This window comes from Morganella sp. Je.2.23, assembly GCF_051129855.1.
Lineage (GTDB): Bacteria > Pseudomonadota > Gammaproteobacteria > Enterobacterales > Enterobacteriaceae > Morganella > Morganella sibonii.
The window spans coordinates 188,991-211,962 of record NZ_JBCPSQ010000006.1; the positions used below are offsets into that span (position 1 = coordinate 188,991).

Annotated in this window: 23 protein-coding genes; 8 read left to right on the forward strand and 15 right to left on the reverse strand. The window is 48.8% G+C overall.

Annotated features, from left to right (window positions below; translation table 11 throughout):
* Positions 1–92 precede the first annotated feature (92 nt).
* From AAZR23_RS17375 to AAZR23_RS17400, 6 genes are all read right to left on the reverse strand, one after another.
* Complete coding sequence (locus tag AAZR23_RS17375; RefSeq protein ID WP_107680596.1) at positions 93–362, reverse strand: helix-turn-helix domain-containing protein; 270 nt, start codon at positions 360–362, stop codon at positions 93–95.
* Between the two features lie 909 nt (positions 363–1,271).
* Complete coding sequence (locus AAZR23_RS17380) at positions 1,272–1,586, reverse strand: DUF1471 domain-containing protein (RefSeq protein WP_434694021.1); 315 nt, start codon at positions 1,584–1,586, stop codon at positions 1,272–1,274.
* 130 nt (positions 1,587–1,716) lie between these two features.
* The gene (locus tag AAZR23_RS17385; protein ID WP_434694024.1) at positions 1,717–2,319 is read right to left on the reverse strand and encodes a glutathione S-transferase family protein; all 603 of its coding nucleotides are present in this window, start codon (positions 2,317–2,319) and stop codon (positions 1,717–1,719) included.
* Between the two features lie 49 nt (positions 2,320–2,368).
* Complete coding sequence (locus AAZR23_RS17390) at positions 2,369–3,067, reverse strand: helix-turn-helix transcriptional regulator (RefSeq protein ID WP_166708715.1); 699 nt, start codon at positions 3,065–3,067, stop codon at positions 2,369–2,371.
* Positions 3,068–3,073: 6 nt separating this feature from the next.
* The gene (locus tag AAZR23_RS17395) at positions 3,074–3,544 is read right to left on the reverse strand and encodes a very short patch repair endonuclease (protein ID WP_434694028.1); all 471 of its coding nucleotides are present in this window, start codon (positions 3,542–3,544) and stop codon (positions 3,074–3,076) included.
* An 81-nt stretch (positions 3,545–3,625) separates the two neighbouring features.
* On the reverse strand, positions 3,626–4,747 hold the full coding sequence (locus AAZR23_RS17400) for a DNA cytosine methyltransferase (RefSeq protein WP_434694030.1): 1,122 nt from the start codon (positions 4,745–4,747) through the stop codon (positions 3,626–3,628).
* Positions 4,748–4,965: 218 nt separating this feature from the next.
* Between AAZR23_RS17400 and AAZR23_RS17405 the strand changes: the two genes are divergently transcribed.
* Complete coding sequence (locus AAZR23_RS17405; protein ID WP_434694033.1) at positions 4,966–6,225, forward strand: Zn-dependent hydrolase; 1,260 nt, start codon at positions 4,966–4,968, stop codon at positions 6,223–6,225.
* A gap of 46 nt (positions 6,226–6,271) precedes the next feature.
* Here AAZR23_RS17405 and AAZR23_RS17410 read toward each other — a convergent pair whose 3' ends face one another.
* Positions 6,272–7,177, reverse strand: a complete 906-nt coding sequence (locus tag AAZR23_RS17410; RefSeq protein ID WP_434694036.1) for a DMT family transporter — start codon at positions 7,175–7,177, stop codon at positions 6,272–6,274.
* A 215-nt stretch (positions 7,178–7,392) separates the two neighbouring features.
* Here AAZR23_RS17410 and AAZR23_RS17415 point away from each other — a divergent pair, with 215 nt between their 5' ends.
* The 7 genes from AAZR23_RS17415 to fba all read left to right on the forward strand — a co-directional run bounded on the left by AAZR23_RS17415 (position 7,393) and on the right by fba (position 15,227).
* Positions 7,393–9,606: a TonB-dependent siderophore receptor gene (locus AAZR23_RS17415; RefSeq protein ID WP_434694038.1), complete on the forward strand. Its 2,214-nt coding sequence runs from the start codon at positions 7,393–7,395 to the stop codon at positions 9,604–9,606.
* A 10-nt stretch (positions 9,607–9,616) separates the two neighbouring features.
* A complete protein-coding gene (locus tag AAZR23_RS17420) occupies positions 9,617–10,717 on the forward strand; it encodes an ABC transporter substrate-binding protein (RefSeq protein WP_054423896.1) in 1,101 nt (366 codons plus the stop codon).
* 411 nt (positions 10,718–11,128) lie between these two features.
* Complete coding sequence (locus AAZR23_RS17425; RefSeq protein WP_046894326.1) at positions 11,129–11,578, forward strand: PTS sugar transporter subunit IIA; 450 nt, start codon at positions 11,129–11,131, stop codon at positions 11,576–11,578.
* Positions 11,575–11,856 carry a PTS sugar transporter subunit IIB gene (locus AAZR23_RS17430; protein WP_046894327.1) on the forward strand — a complete coding sequence of 94 codons (282 nt, stop codon included), beginning with the start codon at positions 11,575–11,577 and terminating at the stop codon, positions 11,854–11,856. Before AAZR23_RS17425 ends, AAZR23_RS17430 begins: the two co-directional genes overlap by 4 nt.
* A 29-nt stretch (positions 11,857–11,885) precedes the next feature.
* Complete coding sequence (locus AAZR23_RS17435; RefSeq protein ID WP_046894328.1) at positions 11,886–13,280, forward strand: PTS ascorbate transporter subunit IIC; 1,395 nt, start codon at positions 11,886–11,888, stop codon at positions 13,278–13,280.
* Between the two features lie 34 nt (positions 13,281–13,314).
* Positions 13,315–14,280 (forward strand): carbohydrate kinase family protein, encoded by a 966-nt coding sequence (locus AAZR23_RS17440; protein ID WP_004234690.1) that lies wholly within the window; start codon positions 13,315–13,317, stop codon positions 14,278–14,280.
* Positions 14,281–14,363: 83 nt separating this feature from the next.
* Positions 14,364–15,227, forward strand: coding sequence for a class II fructose-1,6-bisphosphate aldolase (gene fba, locus AAZR23_RS17445; RefSeq protein WP_004241136.1), 864 nt, complete (start codon positions 14,364–14,366; stop codon positions 15,225–15,227).
* A 27-nt stretch (positions 15,228–15,254) separates the two neighbouring features.
* On the opposite strand, the gene AAZR23_RS17450 is transcribed toward fba, so the two are convergent.
* The 8 genes from AAZR23_RS17450 to AAZR23_RS17485 form a co-directional block, all read right to left on the reverse strand.
* Positions 15,255–16,157: a LysR family transcriptional regulator ArgP gene (locus AAZR23_RS17450; protein ID WP_046894329.1), complete on the reverse strand. Its 903-nt coding sequence runs from the start codon at positions 16,155–16,157 to the stop codon at positions 15,255–15,257.
* 99 nt (positions 16,158–16,256) lie between these two features.
* Positions 16,257–17,120 (reverse strand): MrpH family fimbial adhesin, encoded by an 864-nt coding sequence (locus AAZR23_RS17455; RefSeq protein ID WP_166708708.1) that lies wholly within the window; start codon positions 17,118–17,120, stop codon positions 16,257–16,259.
* A gap of 7 nt (positions 17,121–17,127) precedes the next feature.
* A complete protein-coding gene (locus tag AAZR23_RS17460) occupies positions 17,128–17,670 on the reverse strand; it encodes a fimbrial protein (RefSeq protein WP_434694046.1) in 543 nt (180 codons plus the stop codon).
* On the reverse strand, positions 17,670–18,152 hold the full coding sequence (locus AAZR23_RS17465) for a fimbrial protein (protein WP_434694048.1): 483 nt from the start codon (positions 18,150–18,152) through the stop codon (positions 17,670–17,672). The genes AAZR23_RS17460 and AAZR23_RS17465 overlap by 1 nt, the downstream gene beginning before the upstream one ends.
* Positions 18,153–18,161: 9 nt before the next feature.
* Positions 18,162–18,653 (reverse strand): fimbrial protein, encoded by a 492-nt coding sequence (locus AAZR23_RS17470; RefSeq protein WP_166708706.1) that lies wholly within the window; start codon positions 18,651–18,653, stop codon positions 18,162–18,164.
* Between the two features lie 19 nt (positions 18,654–18,672).
* Positions 18,673–19,407, reverse strand: a complete 735-nt coding sequence (locus AAZR23_RS17475; protein WP_434694051.1) for a fimbrial biogenesis chaperone — start codon at positions 19,405–19,407, stop codon at positions 18,673–18,675.
* A 61-nt stretch (positions 19,408–19,468) separates the two neighbouring features.
* On the reverse strand, positions 19,469–21,967 hold the full coding sequence (locus AAZR23_RS17480; protein WP_434694054.1) for a fimbria/pilus outer membrane usher protein: 2,499 nt from the start codon (positions 21,965–21,967) through the stop codon (positions 19,469–19,471).
* Between the two features lie 95 nt (positions 21,968–22,062).
* The gene (locus tag AAZR23_RS17485) at positions 22,063–22,653 is read right to left on the reverse strand and encodes a fimbrial protein (RefSeq protein WP_166708703.1); all 591 of its coding nucleotides are present in this window, start codon (positions 22,651–22,653) and stop codon (positions 22,063–22,065) included.
* Positions 22,654–22,972 lie beyond the last annotated feature (319 nt).

The following is a 22,972-nucleotide window of genomic DNA, read 5'->3' on the forward strand; positions in this document are numbered from 1 at the left end:
TTTTATTATCATTATTATTGATGTCAGGCGAAGGACAGGATGTATCTTCCTGATGCATAACAACAATAATTAACGGACTAATTGGCTGGTATTTACCAGTTCCCGGTGGTGTATTTGCTGAAAAAGTCATGCTCCGTATCAGATATACGGGTAAAAAATTCAGCAGGTGTTATATTAAATACAGCAAGTATATTAATGAGTGTTGATACCGATATTTCACTCGTGGCATTTTCATAGCGTGAGATCTGTTGCTGGCTGATTCCCAGTTCCGCGCCGAGATCAACGCCGCTCATTCTTTTTTCTTTACGTAACTTTCGGATCAGTGCGCCTACATCATGCAGTAATATCTGATTATTTTTCATAATAGATTCCACTCACCGGGCCATAACAGGATTCAGGTGTGATGTGTTTACTTATATGACAGCGGTGCTGATTCAGCAGGGAGCAATATTAATTAACGCAAAAACAAAAATCGCAATATCCTGTAATAAATTATTACAAATCCGGATGTAATAATATTAATTGCAGTTACCCGTCTGCTGCGTATAAATAATTACCATCTGGTAATGAAATATACAAGACATGTGAAAACATAAAAAATTGTTATTAACGATCGATACTTCACTTATGATAGATAAAAACTATCACCAATTGATTATTGATCGGTTTTAGCGATCTTTTACATATTGGCTGAGTAAGTAAATATCTCTGATTTATGTTTTTTATTTTAAGTTTTTTGTATTTAATTTAATAGGTTACTTTTATTTTGTGGATTTATCGTGAAACGAAAAGGAGACAAAACCACGGTTCGGGTTTTCCGGATCGCGTCCGGCAAAGTGTGATAGTTTTCACACAAATGCTTACACTTTTCTTTTTTGATTTGTCAGATCATTTATCTGTTGTTTCGCATATGTCGTGTTTTTTCTGGTGTCATTGGCTTTTTATATATCGATTGACAACATTCTTCACCATAACGGTACAAAATCCCGCTTCTTATGCCTTTCAGGGGGTGAAAGTCCTATTTAATGCGGTATTTATTCTGCTGGTAAAGTCTGTTTTCAGCGGAAAATAAATGATACCAGGATATTGTTTTTATTGTATTTTCTATGGGGTTTAAATGTGTTTTTTGCAGAGGGCTATAATAATAGTGGTGTGGTGGCAGTATGTCGGTGATACCGGTAATATAAAACTTTTCTTATTTTCAGAGATGTTTTTTTAACAGGAGTTGGAACTGTCTGTTGATATCATGTCAGGAATATATTTTTATATATTTACTTTTCTGTCAGCCAGTGGCTATGGGTATTTTCCGTTTGTGGTAATTCATCTTTCTGCGTTTGTTTTTCTGCCGGAGAAGTATTATGTGTATTTTCCGGTAATGGCATCAGCGTTGCCGTAACATATGTAACCCAGCCGACTCTGGCACTGGTTATCTGATATCCGGCACCGGCTTTTTCTGCCTGGCGGGCTATTTTGGCTTCTGCATCAGATAACGTATCTCCCCAGGCGGTAACCGTTTGTGCAAAACCGGAAGCGGAAATAAAAAACAGACCCGTGAATGTGATTATTTTCAGTGTGTTTTTTATCATTATTTCCTCTGCCGGATTGTTGTCAGAATTATATTACTGAGGAAACTGTACTGCGGATAAACGGTAAAAGAAAGTGCAGAAATGGCGGATACTGTATTTTTGCATCCGCCGTATAACAGGTGTGCTGCTGTTATTCTTCTGAGAAGGCAGCGGCAAATACCGGATTTAACGTCAGGCTGTCTAAATACCTTTTCATCACCGGAGAAATAGTAATTAAGTCATGTTTGGCCAGGAACATCAGGAAATAGCCGGTATACACATCAACGGCAGTCATGGTATTGCCGCATAGATACGGAGCAGCATCAGCCAGGCCGGTTTCCAGGCAGGCCATTACGCGGTCAAAGGAGCCGAACCCTGACATTTTCTGTTCTTCTTCTGTCAGTATCTGGCCCATCTCTTTGGCGGTGAAGGCCGCTTCAACCGGACCGGCGGTGAACAGAAACCAGCGGTAATAGGTGCCACGTTCCGGAGCATCAATCGCCGGTGCGAAGCCTTTTTCAATAAATTTATCGGCAAGATACATGCAGATAGCGGCTGTTTCAGTAATAATATGGTCGCCGTCGGTTAATGCGGGGACTTTGCCCATCGGGTTGATGGCCAGATAGTCCGGGGTATGCATATCGGCACCATAATCCAGCTCAATGCGCTGATACGGTACATCCAGAATTTTCAGAAATAAATCAACGGTATTCCCGCGTGACATTGCATTGGTATAAAGTGTCAGTCCGCTCATGATGTTCTCCTGTTTAGTGTGTTGAGCATCATCATAAGCGGGGGGAGTGTCAGAATCTGTCAGGAGGGATGCAGAGGACTTCTTTGCGCCAGCGGTCGAGCAGGTATTTTTTCGGGTACGGCAGTTTGTCGGTTAAAACTTCACAGGATTTGATCCGATCGAGCCGGAAATGCCGGTAACTTTGCCGTAATTCACACCAGGCGGCGAGAACCTGCACCTCTTTCATATAGCCGATGGCAACCGGCCAGATAATCCGGTGGCTGGTTTGTTCCTCTTTATCCTGATAATGCAGCTTAATTTTCAGCTCTTCCCGCAGACTGCGGCGTAAGTCCCCGGCGATATTATTATCAACCTGCGTCAGTTGTGAGGCGGGAACAAATAATGTGCTGTCGCTGAAAGCAGCGCGGGATTCATTTTTTACCACAGCATTAATTTTATTTGCCGCGCGGGCAGCGGAGGCTTTCAGTTCATCATCTGCATTACTTTGTACCCAGCGCAATCCGAGAATTAAGGCTTCCAGTTCATTGACATCAAATATCATCGGCGGCAGCAGTAATCCGGATTTCATCTGATAACCGAGACCGGCTTCACCGGTAATTTCTGCTCCCTGGCAGCGCAGGGTTTCAATATCCCGGTAAACGGAACGCACACTGATGTGTAATTGCGAAGCGAGGGAATCCGCCGTGACCGGATAACGGTTCTCTTTCAGGATCTGTAATAAGGTAAGTAAGCGTTGGGTGCGTGTCATAAGGTATCAGCCTGGCGCGATGGTTAATCCGGAGTCCGTAATACTGCCTGAAATGGCACTGCTCATCAGCCAGGTTTTTATTAATGTCAGCAGCATCGGGTCAGACAATTTTGTTTTTCCGGTCAGTGCACATTCCCAGATAATTAATGTCCGTAATCCCATACGATGCAGTTCTGCACTGTATTTTTTATCACGGTTTTTATTCTCTGATAATTTTTTTTGCCAGAACTCTGTCCGGGTGGCGGGGAGACGGAATTTTTCACAATCGTGCATATGCCAGAAACAGCCGTGAATAAAGATCGCTGTCCGCCATTTTGCCATCCATATATCGGGTTTTCCCGGCAGGTCTGCCGGATATAACCGGAAACGGAAGCCGTTATGGTGTAACAGCTTTCTGACATGATGTTCCGGTTTGGTATCCCGGTTGCGGATGGCGCGCATATTCCGGGAGCGGGTTTCTTGGTCATGTACATCCATCGGATTTTCTGCCGCTGATTTCAGGAATAAGCCAAGAGTACCTTATTTAGCCGGGAAAATATGCGGCACACCACCGGAAGATTATTTTTCCGGCGGTAATGCACCGGCCTGTACTAATGCAGCCGTGAGTTTTTCAGCGATAGCCTCCACAACAGTCATACAGACGGAGTTGCCGAACTGTTTATAGATCTGCCCCTGTGACACCGCATCAGTAATATAATTTTCCGGAAATCCCTGCAAACCGGCACATTCACGCGGGGTGAGTTTGCGCGGATTTTTACCCTCCCGCGACTGGTCAATCAGGATCTCCGAGCCGTCTTTATAATAGCGGGCGCTCAGGGTATTGGTATATTCGCTGTTTTTATCAAACAGGCAATATCCGAAGCCGTTACCTCTGGCTTTATGTTCTCTTTTGCGTTTCTGATGGCCGGCCCATAATTTATCGGAGATAGTAAAACGATCTTTTTTATAGCGCACCGCATCTTCTGCCAGTGCTTTTTTGCTCTGAAGAATATCGCCGAGGCGGGTGGGCTGATAAGTCGGTTCCGGCCAGGAAAATAAGGTATCAAAATCCGCATCCGGAAACTGGTCACGATCAAAACCGATAATAAAAATACGTTCACGGTTCTGCGGAATACCAAAATCGGCGGCACGCAGCACGCGGAAATCAACCCAGTAGTTCAGTTTTTCCGACAGCGCGCTGCGTGTCTCGTCACTCAGCGGAATATTATCCGGCACCGTCTGTTCGTACTCACCACGCAGAATATCGAGGATGGTCTGTAATGTCCGGCCGCCGTCATGACCGCGCAGCTGCTTGACGTTTTCCAGCAGAAACGCTTTCGGACGTTTCTCCGTCATGATGCGCTGAACTTCAAAGAACATGGTACCGCGGGTATCGTTGAACCCCTGACGTGACCCGGCCTGTGAAAATGCCTGGCACGGGAAACCGCCGAGAAGAATATCGTGATCCGGAATGTCTCTGGCTGCGATCCGGGTGATATCGCCGTCAGGCATCTCCCCGAAATTGGCAAAATAGGTGCGCTGGGCGAATTTATCCCACTCAGAGGTGAAAACACAGCGTCCGCCCTGTTTCTGAAACGGCAGGCGGATCCCGCCGATACCGGCGAAAAGATCGATAAACGTGAATCTGCAATGATCAGCAGGTGACTGCCGGAAAGGGGCGTCCTCTGGGTGTTTTTTCAAAATCATCTCCGGTTCGGTAAACAGCCGCCGGGCAGTGCGCCGGTTTTATCCCGGCACTATATCACTGCCCGGGGCTCCGGGAAACCGTGGCAGCGGCAGTATTTTTCTGTTTCATACCCTATGCTGTTTTTGCATAACAGGCAGTGACTATCACCGGTAGGATGATTTTGCAGCATAATTAATAACCATACAGCCACAATAACAATAATGAGGTGATCATGAATCACAAATCCGATGTACTGAAGATAGACGGAAAGACCTTACTGAATCATTTGCAGGAACTGGGGAATACCGGGGCGGACCCGGTAAAAGGCGGGCGGACGCGGACGGCGCTGACTGATGCGGAAAAGCAGGGGCGTGACCTGGTGGTCAGCTGGATGAAAGCACTGGATTTAGTGATCCGCATCGATCAGATCGGGAATATTTTCGGTACGCTGCCGTCTGTTTCCGGAAACAGTGATACTGCGCCGCTGATGATAGGGTCGCATATCGATACAGTGATTAACGCCGGGGCGCTGGATGGCTGCTACGGGGTACTCAGCGGTCTGGCGGTTGTCCGCGCCTTCCGTGAAGCAGGTGTGCTGCCGTCCCGTCCGATTACCGTGGCAGCGTTCACCAACGAAGAGGGTGTGCGTTTTCATCCGGATATGATGGGCTCGCTGGTGTATGCAGGCGGTTATCCGCTGGAGGATGCGCTGAATGCAGTCGCCACTGACGGGGCTGTATTGCGCGATGAACTGGAACGCGCCGGTTATGCGGGAAGTATGGTGCCGGGCAGTATCGTGCCGCATGAATATCTGGAACTGCATATTGAGCAGGGGCCGGTACTGGAAGCGGAAGGATTACAGATCGGTGTGGTGGAGAGTTTACAGGGTATCTCATGGCAGGAAATCACTATCACCGGCACGGCAAACCACGCCGGTACCACACCGACACGGCTGCGCCATGATGCCGGATATGCAGCGGCGAAACTGATCGCCTTTCTGCGTGAGGGGATTTCACAGAAAAATGGTGCCACATTAACCACGGTGGGGACGATTGCCTTTGAACCAAATGCGATTAACGTGATCCCGGGGTCGGCAAGGTTCACCATTGATATGCGTGATCCGGATGAGGAACGCCTGCAATGGGCGGAAGAGCAGATCCGCAGTTATCTGGCGGTGTTATCAGAGCAGGAGGGAGTAACTGTTTCTTCTCATCAGCTGGCACGTTTTCAGCCGGTGGTGTTTGATAAAACGCTGGTCAGTTGTGTGGAAACGGCCGCAAAGTCCGCCGGAACCGCATATCGTCGTATGCCGTCCGGAGCGGGACATGATGCCCAGATGATTGCGCGGATAGCCCCGGCGGCGATGATTTTTGTGCCGAGTAAAAACGGTATCAGCCATAACCCGGCTGAATATACCGAAGATGCCGATCTGATCCGCGGTGCACAGGTGTTGCTGGATACGGTAATACTGAGACTGGCTGAGCCGGTGTAAGTTATCCCGGAAAAACGGCGGCATCCGGACGGATACCGCCGGTAAATTATTTTACGGGCGCCGGTGCGGGCTGTTTTCCCCGGCTGACCAGCAGCCAGACCGCCACACAGACAATTAGTGCGCCGAGGAAGAAATTCGGGCTGAGTGTCTCATCAAGCACAAGATAACCCCACAAAATACCGAACGGCGGGATCATAAAGGTCACTGTCAGTGAGCGCATCGGGCCGATATCGGCAATCAGGCGGAAATAGAGAATATACGCCACGGCGGTACAGAGCAGCCCCACTGCAATCACACTGCCCCAGACCAGCGGCTGCGCCCAGTTAACCGCCGGGCCGGTCGTGACACTGAAACCGAAAAACGGCAGCAGAAAAAGGGTGGCACCGAGCTGACTGCCGAACGCGACCAGCCGGGCATCCAGGCCGCCTTTTTCACTGATCCAGCGCCGTGTCAGAAATCCTGCCAGCCCGTAACAGGCGGTGGCAATCAGACAGGCGGTCACGCCCCATAACAGATGGGCGGAAGACTGACTTTCCCCGACCGTGGTGATCACCACAATACCGGCCAGTCCCATCATCACACCCAGCCATTTGCGGGCGGTCAGGGTTTCGGCAAAGAAAGCAAAACCGATCAGGGCGCCCATCAGCGGGGTGGTGGCGTTGAGAATGGCAGAATAACCCGCCGGGAGCCACTGTGCGGCGAGGCAGTACATAAAAAAGGGGATCCCGGAGTTAATGACACCGAGTAATAATGCCGGTTTCAATTTTCCGTCGAACCGGAAAGTGCGGCGCATCACGAGGAGAATGACCAGCAGCCCCGCACAGCCAAAAAAGACACGCAGAAAGGCGGTATTAACCGCGCCGAACTGCGGGGAGGCCACCCGCATAAAAAGAAAGCTGGCACCCCAGATGGCCGCCAGCAGGATAAGCCGCAGATAATCCGCAGGTCGCATGGGATTCCTTATTTAAAAATCAGTGAGTTAAGAGAGTGATATCAGGTTCCTGTTGTCAGACAGGATGCGCTTCAACTATATCACAGTGAATAGTCACTCACTGAACATCAGATATTAAAAAGCAAGAGGTTAATATTTCTGCTTGTGATAATCATTCTCAGTCAATATTATCAGCGGCGTGATATTGAACTTCTTATTCTTACAGGAAAGATAACATGCGTATCCGCTCTCTTTGTCTTCTGACGCCCTGCCTGGCCCTTTTAATCACGCCGGAAGTCCTCGCCGCAGCCACCACTGATTCCGGTGAACCCATTGTGGTCTCTGCTTCGCGCAGCTACCGGACAGTCGCTGAAATGGCCCAGACCACCTGGGTCATTGATAATGCGGATATCGCGCAGCAGGCGGAAGGCGGCAAAGAGCTGAAAGATATCCTGGCGCAGCTGATCCCGGGGATGAGTGTCAGCGGCCAGGGCCGGACAAACTACGGCATGAATATGCGCGGGCGTTCAATGATTGTGATGGTGGACGGTGTGCGCCTGAATTCATCACGCAGTGACAGCCGTCAGCTGGATTCTATTGACCCGTTCAATATCAACCATATCGAAGTAATTTCCGGTGCGACCTCTCTGTACGGTGGCGGCAGCAGCGGTGGTCTGATTAATATCGTGACTAAAAAAGGTCAGGCGGAAAAACAGGCCGAGGTTCAAATCGGCGGTAAAAGCGGGTTCCGCAACGGTTCGGATCATGATGAAAACGTAGCAGCGGCGGTCAGCGGCGGTAATGATCAGGCTTACGGGCGTTTATCCGTGGCTTATCAGCGTTACGGCGGCTGGTATGACGGCAAAGGCCGCGAAGTACTGATCGACAACACCCAGACCGGACTTCAGTATTCTGATCGGCTGGATGTGATGGGCTCCGGAACACTGACGATTGATGATCACCAGTCGCTGGAACTGATGGCGCAATATTACAACAGTGAATCTGACGGCAAACACGGGATCGATCTCGGTAAAGATTTTGCGGCCGTCTTAGGAAAAGGCACCGCGCATAACAGTGATAAGCTGGATTCTGACCGTATTCCGGGCACCAAACGCCATATGGTCAATCTGCAATACAGCAACAGTGATCTGCTGGGGCAGGATCTGGTGGCTCAGGCGTATTACCGTGATGAAACCCAGACCTTCTATCCGTTCCCGGCGCTGGGCGGTAAAAAGCCGGATTACGTGGTCAGCAGTATCAGTGCATCAGAGCAGAAAACCGATTTCTACGGCGGTAAAGTCACTTTTAACAGCAAGCCGCTGGATAACCTGACGCTGACTTACGGCGCGGATGCCGAGCATGAAAAATTCAGTGCCAATCAGAAGTTCTTTAATCTGCAAAAAGCCAAAGAAAGTAACGGACTGACACTGGATTCCGCCTATAACACCGGGCGTTATCCGGGCTACACTACCACCACGATGGCGGCGTTTCTGCAAAGCAGTTATGACATCAACCCGCTGGTGACGCTGAGCGGCGGTGTGCGTTATCAGTACACGAAAAATAAAGTGGATGATTTCACCGGTTATCAGCAGCAACAGCTGATTGCCGAAGGTAAAGCCACTTCAGCGGATGCGGTACCGGGCGGGGAAACGGATTACAACAACCTGTTATTTAATGCCGGGGTGCTGCTCAATCTGACTGACACACAACAGACCTGGTTTAATTTCTCCCAGGGCTTTGAAATTCCCGATATCGCCAAATTCTACGGCACCGGCACTTACGGTTCGCCGGTCAATGGTCATTATCCGATGCTCAACAGTGTGAATATCAATGATACGCGGGTAAAAGGTATCAAAGTCAATTCCTTCGAGCTGGGCTGGCGTTACACCGGGGACAGCCTGCAAACTCAGCTGGCGGCGTACTATTCACTGTCTGACAGCAGCTACGACATCAATAAGAAAGATATGACTATCTTCCTGAAAGATGACAAACGCCGGATCTACGGCGTGGAAGGGGCGGCGGATTACGCGATCGCAGATACTGACTGGCGTGTCGGGACTAATTTCAACCTGATCAAATCCGAGACCAAAGCGGGCGATCAGTGGGAAAAATGGAGTGTGAAGTTTGCCAGCCCGTCAAAAGTTACCGCGTATGTGGCATGGGAGCCGTCGGACTGGACACTGCGTCTGCAAAGCCAGCAATCCTTCAGCCTGACCGATGCGGACGGAGAGAAACTGGACGGATATAACACCGTCGATTTCCTCGGCAGCTATCAGTTACCGGTGGGTAAAGTCAGCTTTGCGGTCGAAAACCTGCTGGATAAAGATTACACCACCGTGTGGGGGCAGCGCGCACCTATCCTGTACAGCCCGGCGTACGGTGCGCCGGACTTATACAGCTATAAAGGGCGCGGGCGGACATTCGCACTGAATTATCTGGTGACATTCTGAGGCCCGTTTTATGCGTATATTCCTGTTGATGATGACACTGCTGCTGAGCACGGGAGCCCGTGCTCAGACGCAGATTATCACTGATTTGCAGGGGCGGTCCGTGGCGGTGAACACGCCGGTTAAGCGGCTGTTTCTTGCGGATGCCCGCGATATTCTGGCGGTGGATATTGCCGCCGGTAAAACACATTTTGCGTCTCTCAGCGGGTGGAGTGATACCCTGACGCATTATGCCCCGGATCTGAAAGCGGCGTATCTGGACGCTGCGCCGGAACTGGCGCGGTTACCGGTTCTGCCGAAAAGCAAGGACGGCACATTTACAACAGAAAATCTGCTGACGTTGGCGCCGGATGCGGTGCTGATGCATAAATCGTCCTACGGGCTGATGAAAAGTTCGAATCTGCTGCCGCAACTGGAAGCGGCGGGTATTCCGGTGATTTTTATCGATTTCCGCAGTGAAATGACAGAAAACACGCCGAAAAGTATTCAGATTATCGGCGCGCTGTTTGAAACCGAAGGACGGGCAGCGGAGTTCTCGGAATATTACCGGACTAAGCTGGCCGCGCTGCGTCAGCGCCTGCCGGAACAAAAGCCATCCGTGCTGATTGAAAGCAGTGCGGGGATATTCGGCAATGACTGCTGCCGTTTATACGGACGTACCGGATTCGGGGAACTGGCGGATATTGCGGGTGGCGATAACCTGGTGCGTGACACGATACCGGCAAACGGTGCGGAAAGCAGCATTGAAAATATCCTGCATCTCAACCCGCAGTTCTATGTGCTGACCGGCGCGGACTGGAAACAGTATAACCGCCGTTCAGAGGCGGTCACGCTCGGGTACGGCGCACCGGCAGAACCGGCGCACAAAGAGATGATCGCGCTGATGAACCGGCAGGGATTATCCTCACTGGAGGCAGTAAAATCCGGGCGTGTGATGGCGGTTTACCATAATTTCTACAACAGCCCGCTGAATATTTTCGCCGCTGAAGCACTGGCTGCATTTTTCCATCCGCAGGCATTCCGTGACCTGAATCCGCAGGCAGAAATGATGTCATTCCATCAGCGGTTTACGGCGATCAGTGGTGCAGGAACGTTCTGGGTGACGATGCAGTAATTATCTGTCAGTCAGAAAAAACAGCGCAGAAGCCCGGCACAAAATAACGTTGCCGGGCTTCTGTTTTTTTATCACCGGTTAAAAATAAATCAATTTCGCCCTTCAGTTTGATCCGCCCCGCAAAGTGACGATTCAATACCCCCAAAAGTGTGATGAACATCTTATTTTCATCAGGAAAACTATGACTCAGGCCACATATTCAGCCCGGGAAATCAAAACAGAGATATTTCAGGTAAAAAGTAATTACATGAATTAACAGGATTATTTTTTGCTTTACACGATAAAGCGTTATTTCAGGCAAACGAGATCGTCCTCACATTCTTAAAACCGGAATGTGATCTTTGTCGCTATTTATTTAGCGATAAATAGGCCATCTTTAAAATAAGAAAAAATCACATCAGGAGTTCGGTTTTGGATATTCATTTTGAGAGCGGGCTGTTATCCCTGAATCAGAATTTTACGTCTCCGGAAGAGGGCATCCGCTATGCCGGTGAGTTACTGCAAAAATCAGGCGCCTGTACCCCTGATTATATTGAGGAAATGATCCGCGTATATCATGAATTCGGTCCGGTGATTGTACTGGATACCGGGGTGGCGATGCCGCATGCAAGACCGGAGAAAGGCGCACTGAAAACCGCGTTTTCGGTGGTGGTGACCGGGACACCGCTGGTGTTTCATCATGAGGAGTTTGATCCGGTCAATGTCATTATTGCTATCAGCGCGACAGATTCAGATACCCATATTCATCTGATTCAGACCGTGGCTGATCTGATTGAGAACAATATTACTGAGTTTGTAAAAGATAATAACAAAGAACAGATATTGCAATTTATCCGGACGTCGATAGAGAGGACAGCATGATTAAAATAAGAACTGTGTGCGGCAATGGTATCGGCAGCTCATTAATGGCCGCCAATAACGTGAAAAAAATTTGTGAGGAGATGGGCATAAAAGCCGATGTGGCGTCGGTGGATTTTGCGAATGCCGTCGGTGAGAGAGCGGATCTGTATGTCACGATTAAAGAGCTGGCATCACAATTTCCGCCGCAGTGTGAAGTGGCTGTGATCCGCAGTTATGTGCATAAAGCCAAAATTGCGGAAGATATTAAAGATGCTTTACTGAAACTGAGTCAATCCTGATAGTTCATTCTTGTTACAGGAATTAAATTATGGCTTATATTCTCTCATTCCTGACTGAGATATTCAGTCAGCCTGCCTTTCTTATGGGGATTATCTCCCTGGTGGGGTTGCTGGCATTACGGTCACCGGTCAATAAATTATTAACCGGGACATTAAAACCGATCCTCGGTTATTTAATGCTGAGTGCAGGTGCCGGTGTTATTGTGGCAAACCTGAATCCGCTCGGCGGTATTATTGAAGCCGGTTTTAATATCCGGGGTGTTATTCCGAATAACGAAGCGATTGTTTCTGTTGCCCAGAAATTACTGGGTGTGGAAACCATGAGTATTTTATTACTCGGCTTTATTTTCAACCTGGCGATTGCCCGCTTCACCAAATATAAATATATCTTTTTAACCGGTCACCACTCTTTCTTTTTAGCCTGCTTATTCTCGGCGGTATTACAGGCCGCGAATTTCAAAGGCTGGGAAATGGTGATTATCGGTGGTTTCCTGCTGGGGTCGTGGTCCGCTATTTCACCGGCAATCGGACAGCGTTATACCAAACGTGTAACGGAAGACGGCGGTATTGCCATGGGGCACTTTGGTTCCCTCGGTTATTATCTGTCAGCCTGGATTGCATCAAAAACCGGTAAAGCGGAAAACTCATTTGCGGATACTGAAATTTCTGAAAAATGGGGCTTCCTGCGCGATACCACGGTAACTACCGGTATTGTGATGGTGGTGATTTATCTGGTGTGCAGCATCGTTGCCGGTTCCGCTTATATCAGCACTATCACAGAGCAGAACATGGTGATTTTCTCCATCCTGACCGGTTTGCAGTTTGCGGTGGGTGTGGCGATTGTCTACAGCGGTGTGCGCTTAATCCTGGGTGACCTCGTACCTGCGTTCCAGGGTATCAGCCAGAAACTGATCCCGAACTCAATTCCGGCGGTTGACTGTGCAGTCTTCTTTACCTTCAGCCCGACAGCGGTGGTCATCGGCTTTATCAGCTCCTTTATCGGCGGCCTTGTCGGCATGCTGATGCTGGGCGGTCTGGGTATGGCGCTGATTATCCCGGGTATGGTGCCGCACTTCTTCTGCGGCGGTACATCCGGTGTCTTTGCGGACAAACTGGGCGGCAAAAAAGGCTGTATTATCGCATCCTTTATCGGCGGTATTTTCCTGGCCTTCTTACCGGCAATGTTGTTACCGGCACTGGGTAACCTGGGCTTCGAAAACAGTACCTTCGCAGACTTTGACTTCGCGGTATGGGGCATTGTTATCGGGGAAGCCTTTACCCACTTCGGTCAGATTGCGATTTACCTGATTTGTTTTGTTCTGGTTCTGGCATTACTGGCGCCGTTTGCCTTTAAATCAGTCAAAGTGGTGGGTGATACCCTGAGCTATGACGAGTTAATGGAAAAAGACCGCGCACATAAGTAAACATGATACTGACGAAAGGCTTTAAGGAGTTGTTATGGCAGTAATTTCTGTCGGTTTATCTTGCTTCGACCAGTTCTTCTTCCTTAACCGCTGGCCGGAGGAGAATACTAAAAATTTCTCCGGCGATTTTATTGAAAGCGGCGGCGGACCCTGTGCCAATGCAGCATGGTTACTGGGATTGTGGGGTGAGGATATTTATTTTACCGGACACCTTAACCACGATATTTATGGTCAGAAAATTATTGATGAGTTTCATGATGTGGGTGTGAATACCGATTACGTCATTTTTAACGATGAAATGATCACACCGCTGGCATCTGTATTAGTGAATCAGTTAAATGGTTCCCGGACAATTATTACGCGCAAACTGGTTTCACCGCCGCGCATGACATTCGAAGAGAAACTGAAAATTGATGAGCTGATTACCCGCCTGACACAGGAGGATAAAGGGGAAGTCATCACGGTATTAATCGATGGTCATGAACCGGAGCTGAGTGAATATATTCTGACCCGTCTGCCGGATGCCCGCGTCGTGATGGACGCGGGGTCCCTGCGGGAAAGTAATTTAAATCTGGCGAAATATACCGATTATCTGGTCGCCAGTGAAAACTTTGCCCGTGACCTGATTGAGATTGATAAATTCACCACCGATATTCAGTTGAAAACAGCATTAACAGAACTGAATAAACTGGCCAGGGGTGAGGCATTTATTACGCTGGGTGAGAAAGGCTGTGCGTATCTGCAAAACGGAATGCTGACAATATCACCGGCGTTTATTTGTAATGCGATTGATACAACCGGTGCCGGTGATATATTCCACGGCGCATTTACGTACGGGGTTCATTATAACTGGCATATCGAGAATATTATTTTATTTGCCAGTCTGTCAGCAGCGATCTCAATTGAGAAAAAAGGGGTGCGCGAATCAATGCCGGATTTGGCAGATGTTCATAATGCGGTGAATAAATACGAAAGAAACCTGAAGCACTATTTTGATTGATTCTGGTTTTTGATTAATTCTGGTTTCGATTAAATTCTGATTTTTAATTAAATTTCAGTTATACGCCAACAAGGGGAAATCCGATGTTAGTTTCGATGGAGAATATGCTCAATCGTGCCTTTGCACGCCAGTACGCCGTCGGCCAGTTTAATATTAATAACCTGGAGTGGACAGGAACAGTATTAAAAGTTGCACAGCAACTGCGTTCCCCGGTTATTTTAGGTGTCTCCGGCGGGACCATAAAACATATGCTCGGACTGAAATGTATTCACGATATTGTGGTGAATGCGATGGAGTTTCTGGAAATAGATGTACCGGTGGCACTGCATCTGGATCACGGCCAGTCTTACGAAGCCTGTGAAGCAGCGATTAAAGCCGGTTTCAGCTCAGTGATGTTCGACGGTTCACATATGCCGTTTGCCGAGAATCTGGCTATTACCAAACGTCTGGTGACATATGCTCACCGCCGTGGTGTGTCTGTGGAAGCCGAACTGGGTACGATTGCCGGCAGTGAGGATGGTATCGTTAACTCTCACGTAATTTATGCGGATCCGGCGGAGTGTCAGAAGCTGGTGGAAGAAACCGGTGTGGATTGTCTGGCGGCGGCGCTCGGCTCGACACACGGGCTGTATAAAGGCAAAGCGAAGCTCGGTTTTGCGGAAATGCAGCATATCGCGCAGCTGGTGAAAGTGCCGCTGGTACTGCACGGCGGTACCGGTATTTCAGATGAGGATATGAAGAAGGCGATTTCACTCGGTACGGCAAAAATCAACGTCAATACGGAAAATATGTATGCGTGGTGTTTGTCAGTGAAAGAACAGTTTGAGCAGCAGGGCGCGCATGATATTAACGACCCGCGCAAAGTGATTATGAAAGGATTACAGCCGGTCGCAGAGCGTGTGGAAGAGCGGATGCGTCTGTTCGGCTCTGCCGGGCAGTCTCTCTGAACCGTCAGATCCAGTGGTGGCCGCCGTTCAGGCGGTCACCGGGGATTGGGTCAGGTAATCTTTGGCGTTAGTAATAATGGCCTCTGAAATCCGCTGTAATGTGCCTGATTCCGGCTGGTAACGGTGCCAGTAAAGCTGTTTTTGCTGTACCAGTTCCGGCACCAGGTTAATCATCCGTCCGGATTCAAGCTCATGTTTAATCTGATGTTCCGCAATCATACAGCAGGCGGAATTTTGCAGTACCAGCTGAATATACGCTTCCGATGACGGCACGATATGGCTGTTCAGGCTTCCCGGCGTTAAACGGAAATACTCCTGCAAAAAGATATGGTGCATATCTGAGGAATGGTTAAAGGACACCACCGGTGCCCGCAGCAGGGCTTCTTTAGTCACCCCGTTACTGAAATATTTTTCCGCAAAAGCCGGGCTGGATACAAAGATATAATCCATCGCCCCCAGATAATCACAGGTTCCGCCGACAGCCGGCAGCGGCTGCATACTGATAGCTCCGACGGCTTCCCCTTTAAGCAGATAGTCGAGTGTCCGGCTCTCATCATCCACTTTAATATCCAGGCGAATGGCGCGGTCATCCAGGATTGGTTTGATAGCAGATAAAAACCAGGTCGCCAGGGAGTCAGCGTTGATGGAGATCGGGATGGTCACCACATGGTTACCGCTTTCATTATCAAAGGCATCATGCTCAATTAAATCAACATGATAAAGAAGACCCAGCAGTTTTTGGCCGAGTTCAGTCGGTTTTGGCGGCACGGTGCGTGTCAGCAGCAGGGAGCCGACCTGATTTTCCAGCTGTTTTACCCGCTGGGAAACTGCCGATTGTGTAATAAAGAGTTTCGCTGAGGCTTTTTCGAATCCCTGTTCTTTGATAATAAGATCGAGCAATCTCAGTGATTTATAATCGACATTCTTCATGGCGGCCCTGCGGTGATGGCGAAAAGTACGGCTATTCTACACGAAAAGGGCAGCAGGAGGAAAAGCGCCGGTACGGGAATACCGGCGCGTAAGCGGAGGTCAGTCGATGGTCATAATAATGGATATATTGCCGAAGAATGAACCGGGCTCTACCGGGCCGGTCGTTTCAAGCGTGCTTTTCAGCAGAGCGGTGTTCGGATAGCCCTCCCGGACGTAGATCGGTGCGCCGCCGCTGCGGGCATCAAGCAGATAGTTATTCAGTGTCAGCCGGGTATACAGGTTGTTTTTCAGTTTCAGCCGGGCACTTGAGTCAGTCACGGAATAAATCCGGACCGTCGTATCTTTACTGCACTTCATTGTCAGATACTCAGACGCCTGGTGACCATTAATGGCATCTTCCGGCACTTTCTGATGGTTTAAAACCGCGCCCGGGCGATCGAGGTCAAAACTGCATATTCCGCCGGGAGGCGGAGAAACACCACAAATAGCGCCGGGATACATATCACCGCTGCCGCCATTGGGCGTTGATGTCAGAAAAAGAGTGACGCACTCATTACGGATTGCGGTTCCGACGTGGTTGGTTGTACCGCTGTAGGGTAATCCGCCGAAGCAGTTATTATAAATATAGTTATAGACATCAAAGCCATCGCGCAGGGTATTTAAATCCATATTACGGCAGCGCTGGTTAAATGTTTGGTCATTACGACTTGCAATTCCGCCCTTGTCGCCGTTGACATGCCGGTGGTTAATATTGGCATAGCATTTGCCGGACAGCCCGGCGACTTTACACGGGTGGGCACTGCCGCGCAGAGGCGGGGTCCAGGCTGAAATAGTGTAGAAATAATCGATATTCGTCGGTTTTCCTTCTGAGCGGGTAATATAACTGTAAAGGTCTGCACGGACGGGCAGCGAGAAAAATATGAGTGCAGTCAGCACACTGATATAACGGATAATCGTTGTCATACCGGCCTCAGAAATAATCGATAGTCAGAAAAGCGGTGGCGTTAAATGCACCGTACTTAATCGTTTTACCGGCTTTTGCTTTCGGATCGACCTGAAGAAAAGCCGTAAAACGAATGGTATTTTCGCCGTTTCCGGCAATGGTAATCGCATTGGAAAACTGATTCAGCGGGATCAGCGAAATATTATCTGTCCGGATACCGACAGAAAATCCGCCGGCATCACTGGACGGATCAAGCGCCAGATAGGACGGCATATCCGGGGGTGCGGTACCGGTGAATTTAATTTTAAACCGGTTCATATCGGTAATATCACAGTCAGACAGGATCAGGGAAAAGGATTTGCGCACCTCAATCCCCTCATACAGATCCGGCAGGGAAACATCACTGAAATCCACCAGCAGATCTTTATTCTCCGGTAATAATGTACAGGGATCGTTAAACAGCTCCCCGATCACCCGCAGGTTATCTGCGGCATGACCTGCCGGGATAAAGGCGGCGGAGAATACCAGAGCGCTGCTGAATAACAGACTGAAAGCAGAGAACCGGTTCATCAGAAATACTCCATTGTTACTGTACCGGTGCCGCTGAAAGTGCCCGGCGTGACGTTACCGTCCGGGTTTTTAGTCAGCACAATGGTAAATGTCAGATGGCGGTTGTTAATCAGTTGCGCTTTCCCCAAATCCAGTTTTACCCCGGCAAGCTCAACATTAAAGCCCAGATTGTTGCGGTTGGTTTTCAGCAGTTTGTTATTGAACGGCGACCGCGGCCCGTCAACGGTGAGATAATATTTAAAATTCTCAGATTCCTGCTCACAGACAAAAGGAATATCCACCTCTCTGCGGATATCGGATTTCTCCAGTGTTTTTATCTGGATACGCTGAAAATCAACCAGGATTTCCTCGTTATTGTTTACTTTGCAGGGCGGCGGCGGTACCAGTTTTCCGGAGATCCGGATATCCGCGGAGCTGTGTAATGCCGCAAACGCGTATCCCGGAATACAGGCCAGAAGCAGCATAGTGGTGAAAAATCGCATCACAACTCCTTATTCGTACTCAATATGGATAGTGGCGTTTGCACTGAAATCACCGGCAGGGAGTTTTGCCCCCGGCTTTTTGGCCAGTACGACACGAATATCCGGCTGAGCCGGGTACTGAACCGTAATTTTTTCATTCAGCGGCAGTAACCGGTTGTCAGCCTGAAATTTGACAGCCAGATCCCCGGCGCTGGTGGAAAGGTAGCGGCTGTCAACGGAGGATGAGGTGCCGCTGATATACATTCTTATCCCCCTGGCGCGGTTATCCTTACACTCGATCAGGTAATCGAGTTTTTCACTGTAATTGTCGTTATCAATCTTTGTGGTGATAACGTCTTTAAAATCCACCAGAATATTTTTTCCCTGATTTATCTTACAGGGAGCGGCGATAATTTCACCGGTGACATATACATCGATATAGGTATAAGAACCGCCGGAGACCATCAGCGGCAGGCTCAGCAGTGCCGCGCAGCCGGTACGGAAAAGTGTGGTCAGTGTCATCGGCGGTTCCCCCTGCAAATTACTGGCTGTCTGACTGTACGGTGCAGGTGTTACCGGCACAGCTGAATTTCAGCGGTTTGGTATCACCGTAGTCGTTAACATAATAAGCAACCGGCGCGTTACCCAGCGCAGGTGCGCTGAAAGAGGCGGAGGCTTTCGGTGATACCATCAGCGGCTCAAATTTAATTTCTTTTCCGCCGGTGGCATCCATGCGGGTGACCGACAGATGGTACGGTGTGGTATTTTCAATGGTGTACTGACCGCCATTCTGAGACAGACGGATACCTTCCGCGCCGGTGATTTTCTCCATCCGCTCCTGAACCTGAATCGCTTTCGGGCGGTAGAACAGTTTTATTTTGGTTTGCAGGGCAATTTGCAGCACGTTGCTTTTCTCTGCGGCCGGCGGGATCTCACGGACATTCAGATAAAAGACAGATTCGCGATCAGCCGGTAACGAGGCGGCTTCCGGAGAGAGCTGCACTTTAATCTGGCTTTTGCTGTTAGGCTCAATCCGCTGAACCGGCGGGGTCACAAACACCGGAGAGGTGACTTTCTGCCCTGCCGTGTTCTCAATCCAGGACTGCGCCAGATACGGTTTGCTGAGATGCTCATTGGTGACCGTCAGCGGTACGGCTTTGTCACCTTCATTATAAATAACACGGGTTCTGTCGAGTGCAATGGCCGCACCGGCCGTTACCGGAATAGCGGCCAGAGTCGTGAGTGCGGCGCAGAATAAAGTGGTCACTTTTCTCATGTTAAAGTTCCTTACGGATTCATTTGTTAATTCTGTGAAATACAAACCGGTACCGCCTGACTTACTGACAAGGCAGCAGCATATTAAACTGAACGTTATTATCCTTTATTTCCGGGATACGAACAGTACATTGTGTTTGTCCGCCCCAGGCCACTTTCAGCGTCTGACCTGACTGTATACCGGTCAGATAAGCCGAGCCGTTATCGGCAACGATACCGATCTCCGCATTTTTGTCATTAATGACAGAAGCGCCGAAAGGCGGGTGGGTATTATCATTCATGGCAATAATACCCATAATTTTATAGCCCTCGACAACATTAAATTTCCGGTAACCAATTGCACCGGAAGTCAGCGTTGCCTGCTGAACAGAGGTCAGTGCTTCTGCATTATCCGGCATCGCATCAAGATCAAGCGATAACTGTCCGCGCGAATAGGCGGTCGCCACCGGGATAACGGCTTTGCCGAACGTATTGGTCCGTACTGCTTTACCGGTGCCGCGCACATTAATATCCGCAGTACCGCTGGTGTCCGCCAGAATACGCGGCGCCATTGTGTTACCGCTGCGGTGGAATGCCGCACCTTCACCGGTCAGGGTAAAGCCGCCGCGTGACTGGCCGGATACCGTGATCACATTATCCTGAATGTAGGTTCCGCTCAGTGAAAGGTAATTATTTCCCCCCTCATTGGTATAGAAACCCGCCAGGTTTACTCTGCCGTCGCCTTCCCCGGCAGACAGTGAATAGTTACTTGAATTATCAATATCACTATAATAGTTCACGTTGTTACTGCGGGAATTCTTGGTATAACTGCCGCTGTAACTGAACATGCCTTTATTGTCATCGAGCGGAACAGACAAACTGGCGTACACGCCGTTATCTTTTGTCGAGTCTGACTCTGTCCGGTAGGCTGACATACTCAGGCTGAGATTCTTTTTCTCTCCCCAGTCAAAGTTGCGGGAAAGAGTCATGCTGTAGTTATTAATGCCCGGTTTATTCCAGAATGTCTGATGACTGTAATTCAGATAGACATTCATGCGCAGAGACGGGAACACCTTGTTAAAGATGATGTTATACATCTCTTTGCTGCTGTCAGTATTTCCGCCGCGGTAGCGCAGATCCACAAACTGGTTCATGGTCATATAACCCCGCTCTGAAAAGCGGTAACCGGCGAATGTCAGCTGGCTGTTAATGGCATCGAATTCTTTGGAATAAGTGATGCTGTAAGAGCCGCCGGCGCTATGTTGTTTACCGGAAAAATCACCCGTATTTGCCCGTGAATAAGAGACTTTCGCGGAAAAGACCCCGAACGGTGCGATATCCCGGCCAATCCCGAGAGACACGTTCTGGTAGTCTGTTGCCGCAAGTACCCCGCCGAACAGCGTGGTGTTGTTGCTCATCCCCCGCGAGAAACTGCCTGTACCGAACGCCGGTCCTTCAGTTTTGTGATCATCTGAGAGCGGTTTACCCGCCGCCAGTTTAAACAGAAACTGGCCGGGACGGATCAGCATGGAAAGGCGTGATGTTTCAATGGTGAAATGCTGCTTACTGCCATCCTGCTCTTTAACGGTGACATTCAGTGTGCCGTCGCCGATGTAGTTCATATCACGGATACGGAACGGCCCTTTGCTGACCTGTTCCTGATAAATGATACGTTCCCCCTGGCGGATAATCACAGTGGCGTTGGTGCGGGCAACCCCGGCAACTTCCGGAGCATAGCCGCGCAGCAGCGGCGGGAACATATTTTCATCTGTTTCCAGACTCAGGCCGGTGTAACGGAAGCCTTCGAACAGTTCTGAGGTCAGATACTGTTCACCGAACATCAGGCGGGCGCTGAGATCACGAATTGCCCGGTAAGCGTAAACCTGGTTCCAGCGCCAGCTTTTTGCATGTTCCGCACTGTCACCGCCGGTTGCCTGCCATTCCGCACGTACACGCCAGGCGCCGAGATTGACACCGGTATCACCATAGCTGATAACATCCGTTTTGCTGCTTTTATCGTTATCGCTGCCGGACTGGTAATTGCTGTGGGTAATGGTGGCATTATAGTCGAATATTATTCCGGCGATGCCGTCGTCCCAGCGTTCAGGCGGGTCCCATGACGGATCACTGTATGCCATGTAGGCCTGGGGGATCTGAATACTGAGTTTATTATCCGCAATATCACCAATAGTCTGCATCTCTGGTACGGTGCGGATATCAAGACACTGCAGTGTGTCCTGCTCTGTCCATCTGACTTTATCCTGCCATTCATTTTTCATGGCAAGCTGTTTAAATAATTCAGGTGTAATACAAGGGACTGTTATTTCCGGATCATAACCGGGAGTATAAAAAACAATATTTTCATCACCGGTAATAACATGGTTGTTCAGCTTTATGGCCAGAGGATAAGTGCCCGGCATAACATAATTAGCCCGGCTGAATTTAGAAAAATCAATTTCCTGACTGTCTGCATCCAGGAATGATGTATTAAAATTAACGGCTTCTTCAGCAAATACGTTATTTATCTGAATAGCTGCAATCACAGAAGCTGTCATTATTTTTATTGTTGTTCTGAGCTTCATGAAATATGCCTGCCACCGCTGACTTTATTATGCAGTGGCGGGCGCAGTCCTTGCAGACCACTGCATATACAAAAAATTATTCAGTAACGATCCTGTTATTGATAAAAAATCTGGAAGTTAACCGGGGTATCGAAATGACCGGTAGTTGCCTGTTCACCGGCAACTACAGACTGGTTACCTTTTACATATGCTGCAAAGTTCAGCGGAGTGATCTGATCTTTGCCGCCGTTCAGGGCGTATTTCTCAGCAGGGAAACGTGAACCCAGCTCGATAGCTTTACCGCCGCTGTCGGTCAGTGCGATACCGGCATTCTGGATTGAACCCAGGCCAACATATTTGGACGTTGCAGTACCGTCTTTCAGTTCAACTGTTGGTGCGGTAAATTGGATCTGTGCAGTTTTATAAGTGCTGGTATCACAGTTTTTCAGTTCGATATTAAATGATTTGCTATCTGTACGATAAGTACCGGTAGTCAGTTCATTACGGCTTATTTCACCGAAATCAACTGTCTGATCCAGGAATTTACTGTCGATAGAGCAAGGAACGTTATTAATAAAGCCTTTGAAATGTACAGTACCGAGGCCGCTTTTTACTTCTGGTGGCTGCACAGGATCTTCTGCCATAGCAGTACCTGCAGCAAATATAGATCCCAGAACAACTGAGAGTAATACTTTCTGAAGTTTCATGTTATTTCCTTTATCAGGGATATTTGTCAATATATAAGAATAATTTGTTTTGTTTTAATTATTAAAATAAAAAATCCCGCGAGGCTCTGGCCGGGATCAATTAATAATAATTATAAGCAATATTAGTTGAGTGCCGGAGTATTATCATAATTGTTTATTGGAGTGTCAATTATACGGTGCAGGGGGCTGTTTTTTTATATCGCGATAACATTTAAATTTAAATGTCACTGCACAGACAAGAAGTGCGATTATATATTGAAGATGAACAAAATTCTTTCACGGAAACGACTAAAAAACAGCGGTTTGTTTGGCATCAAAA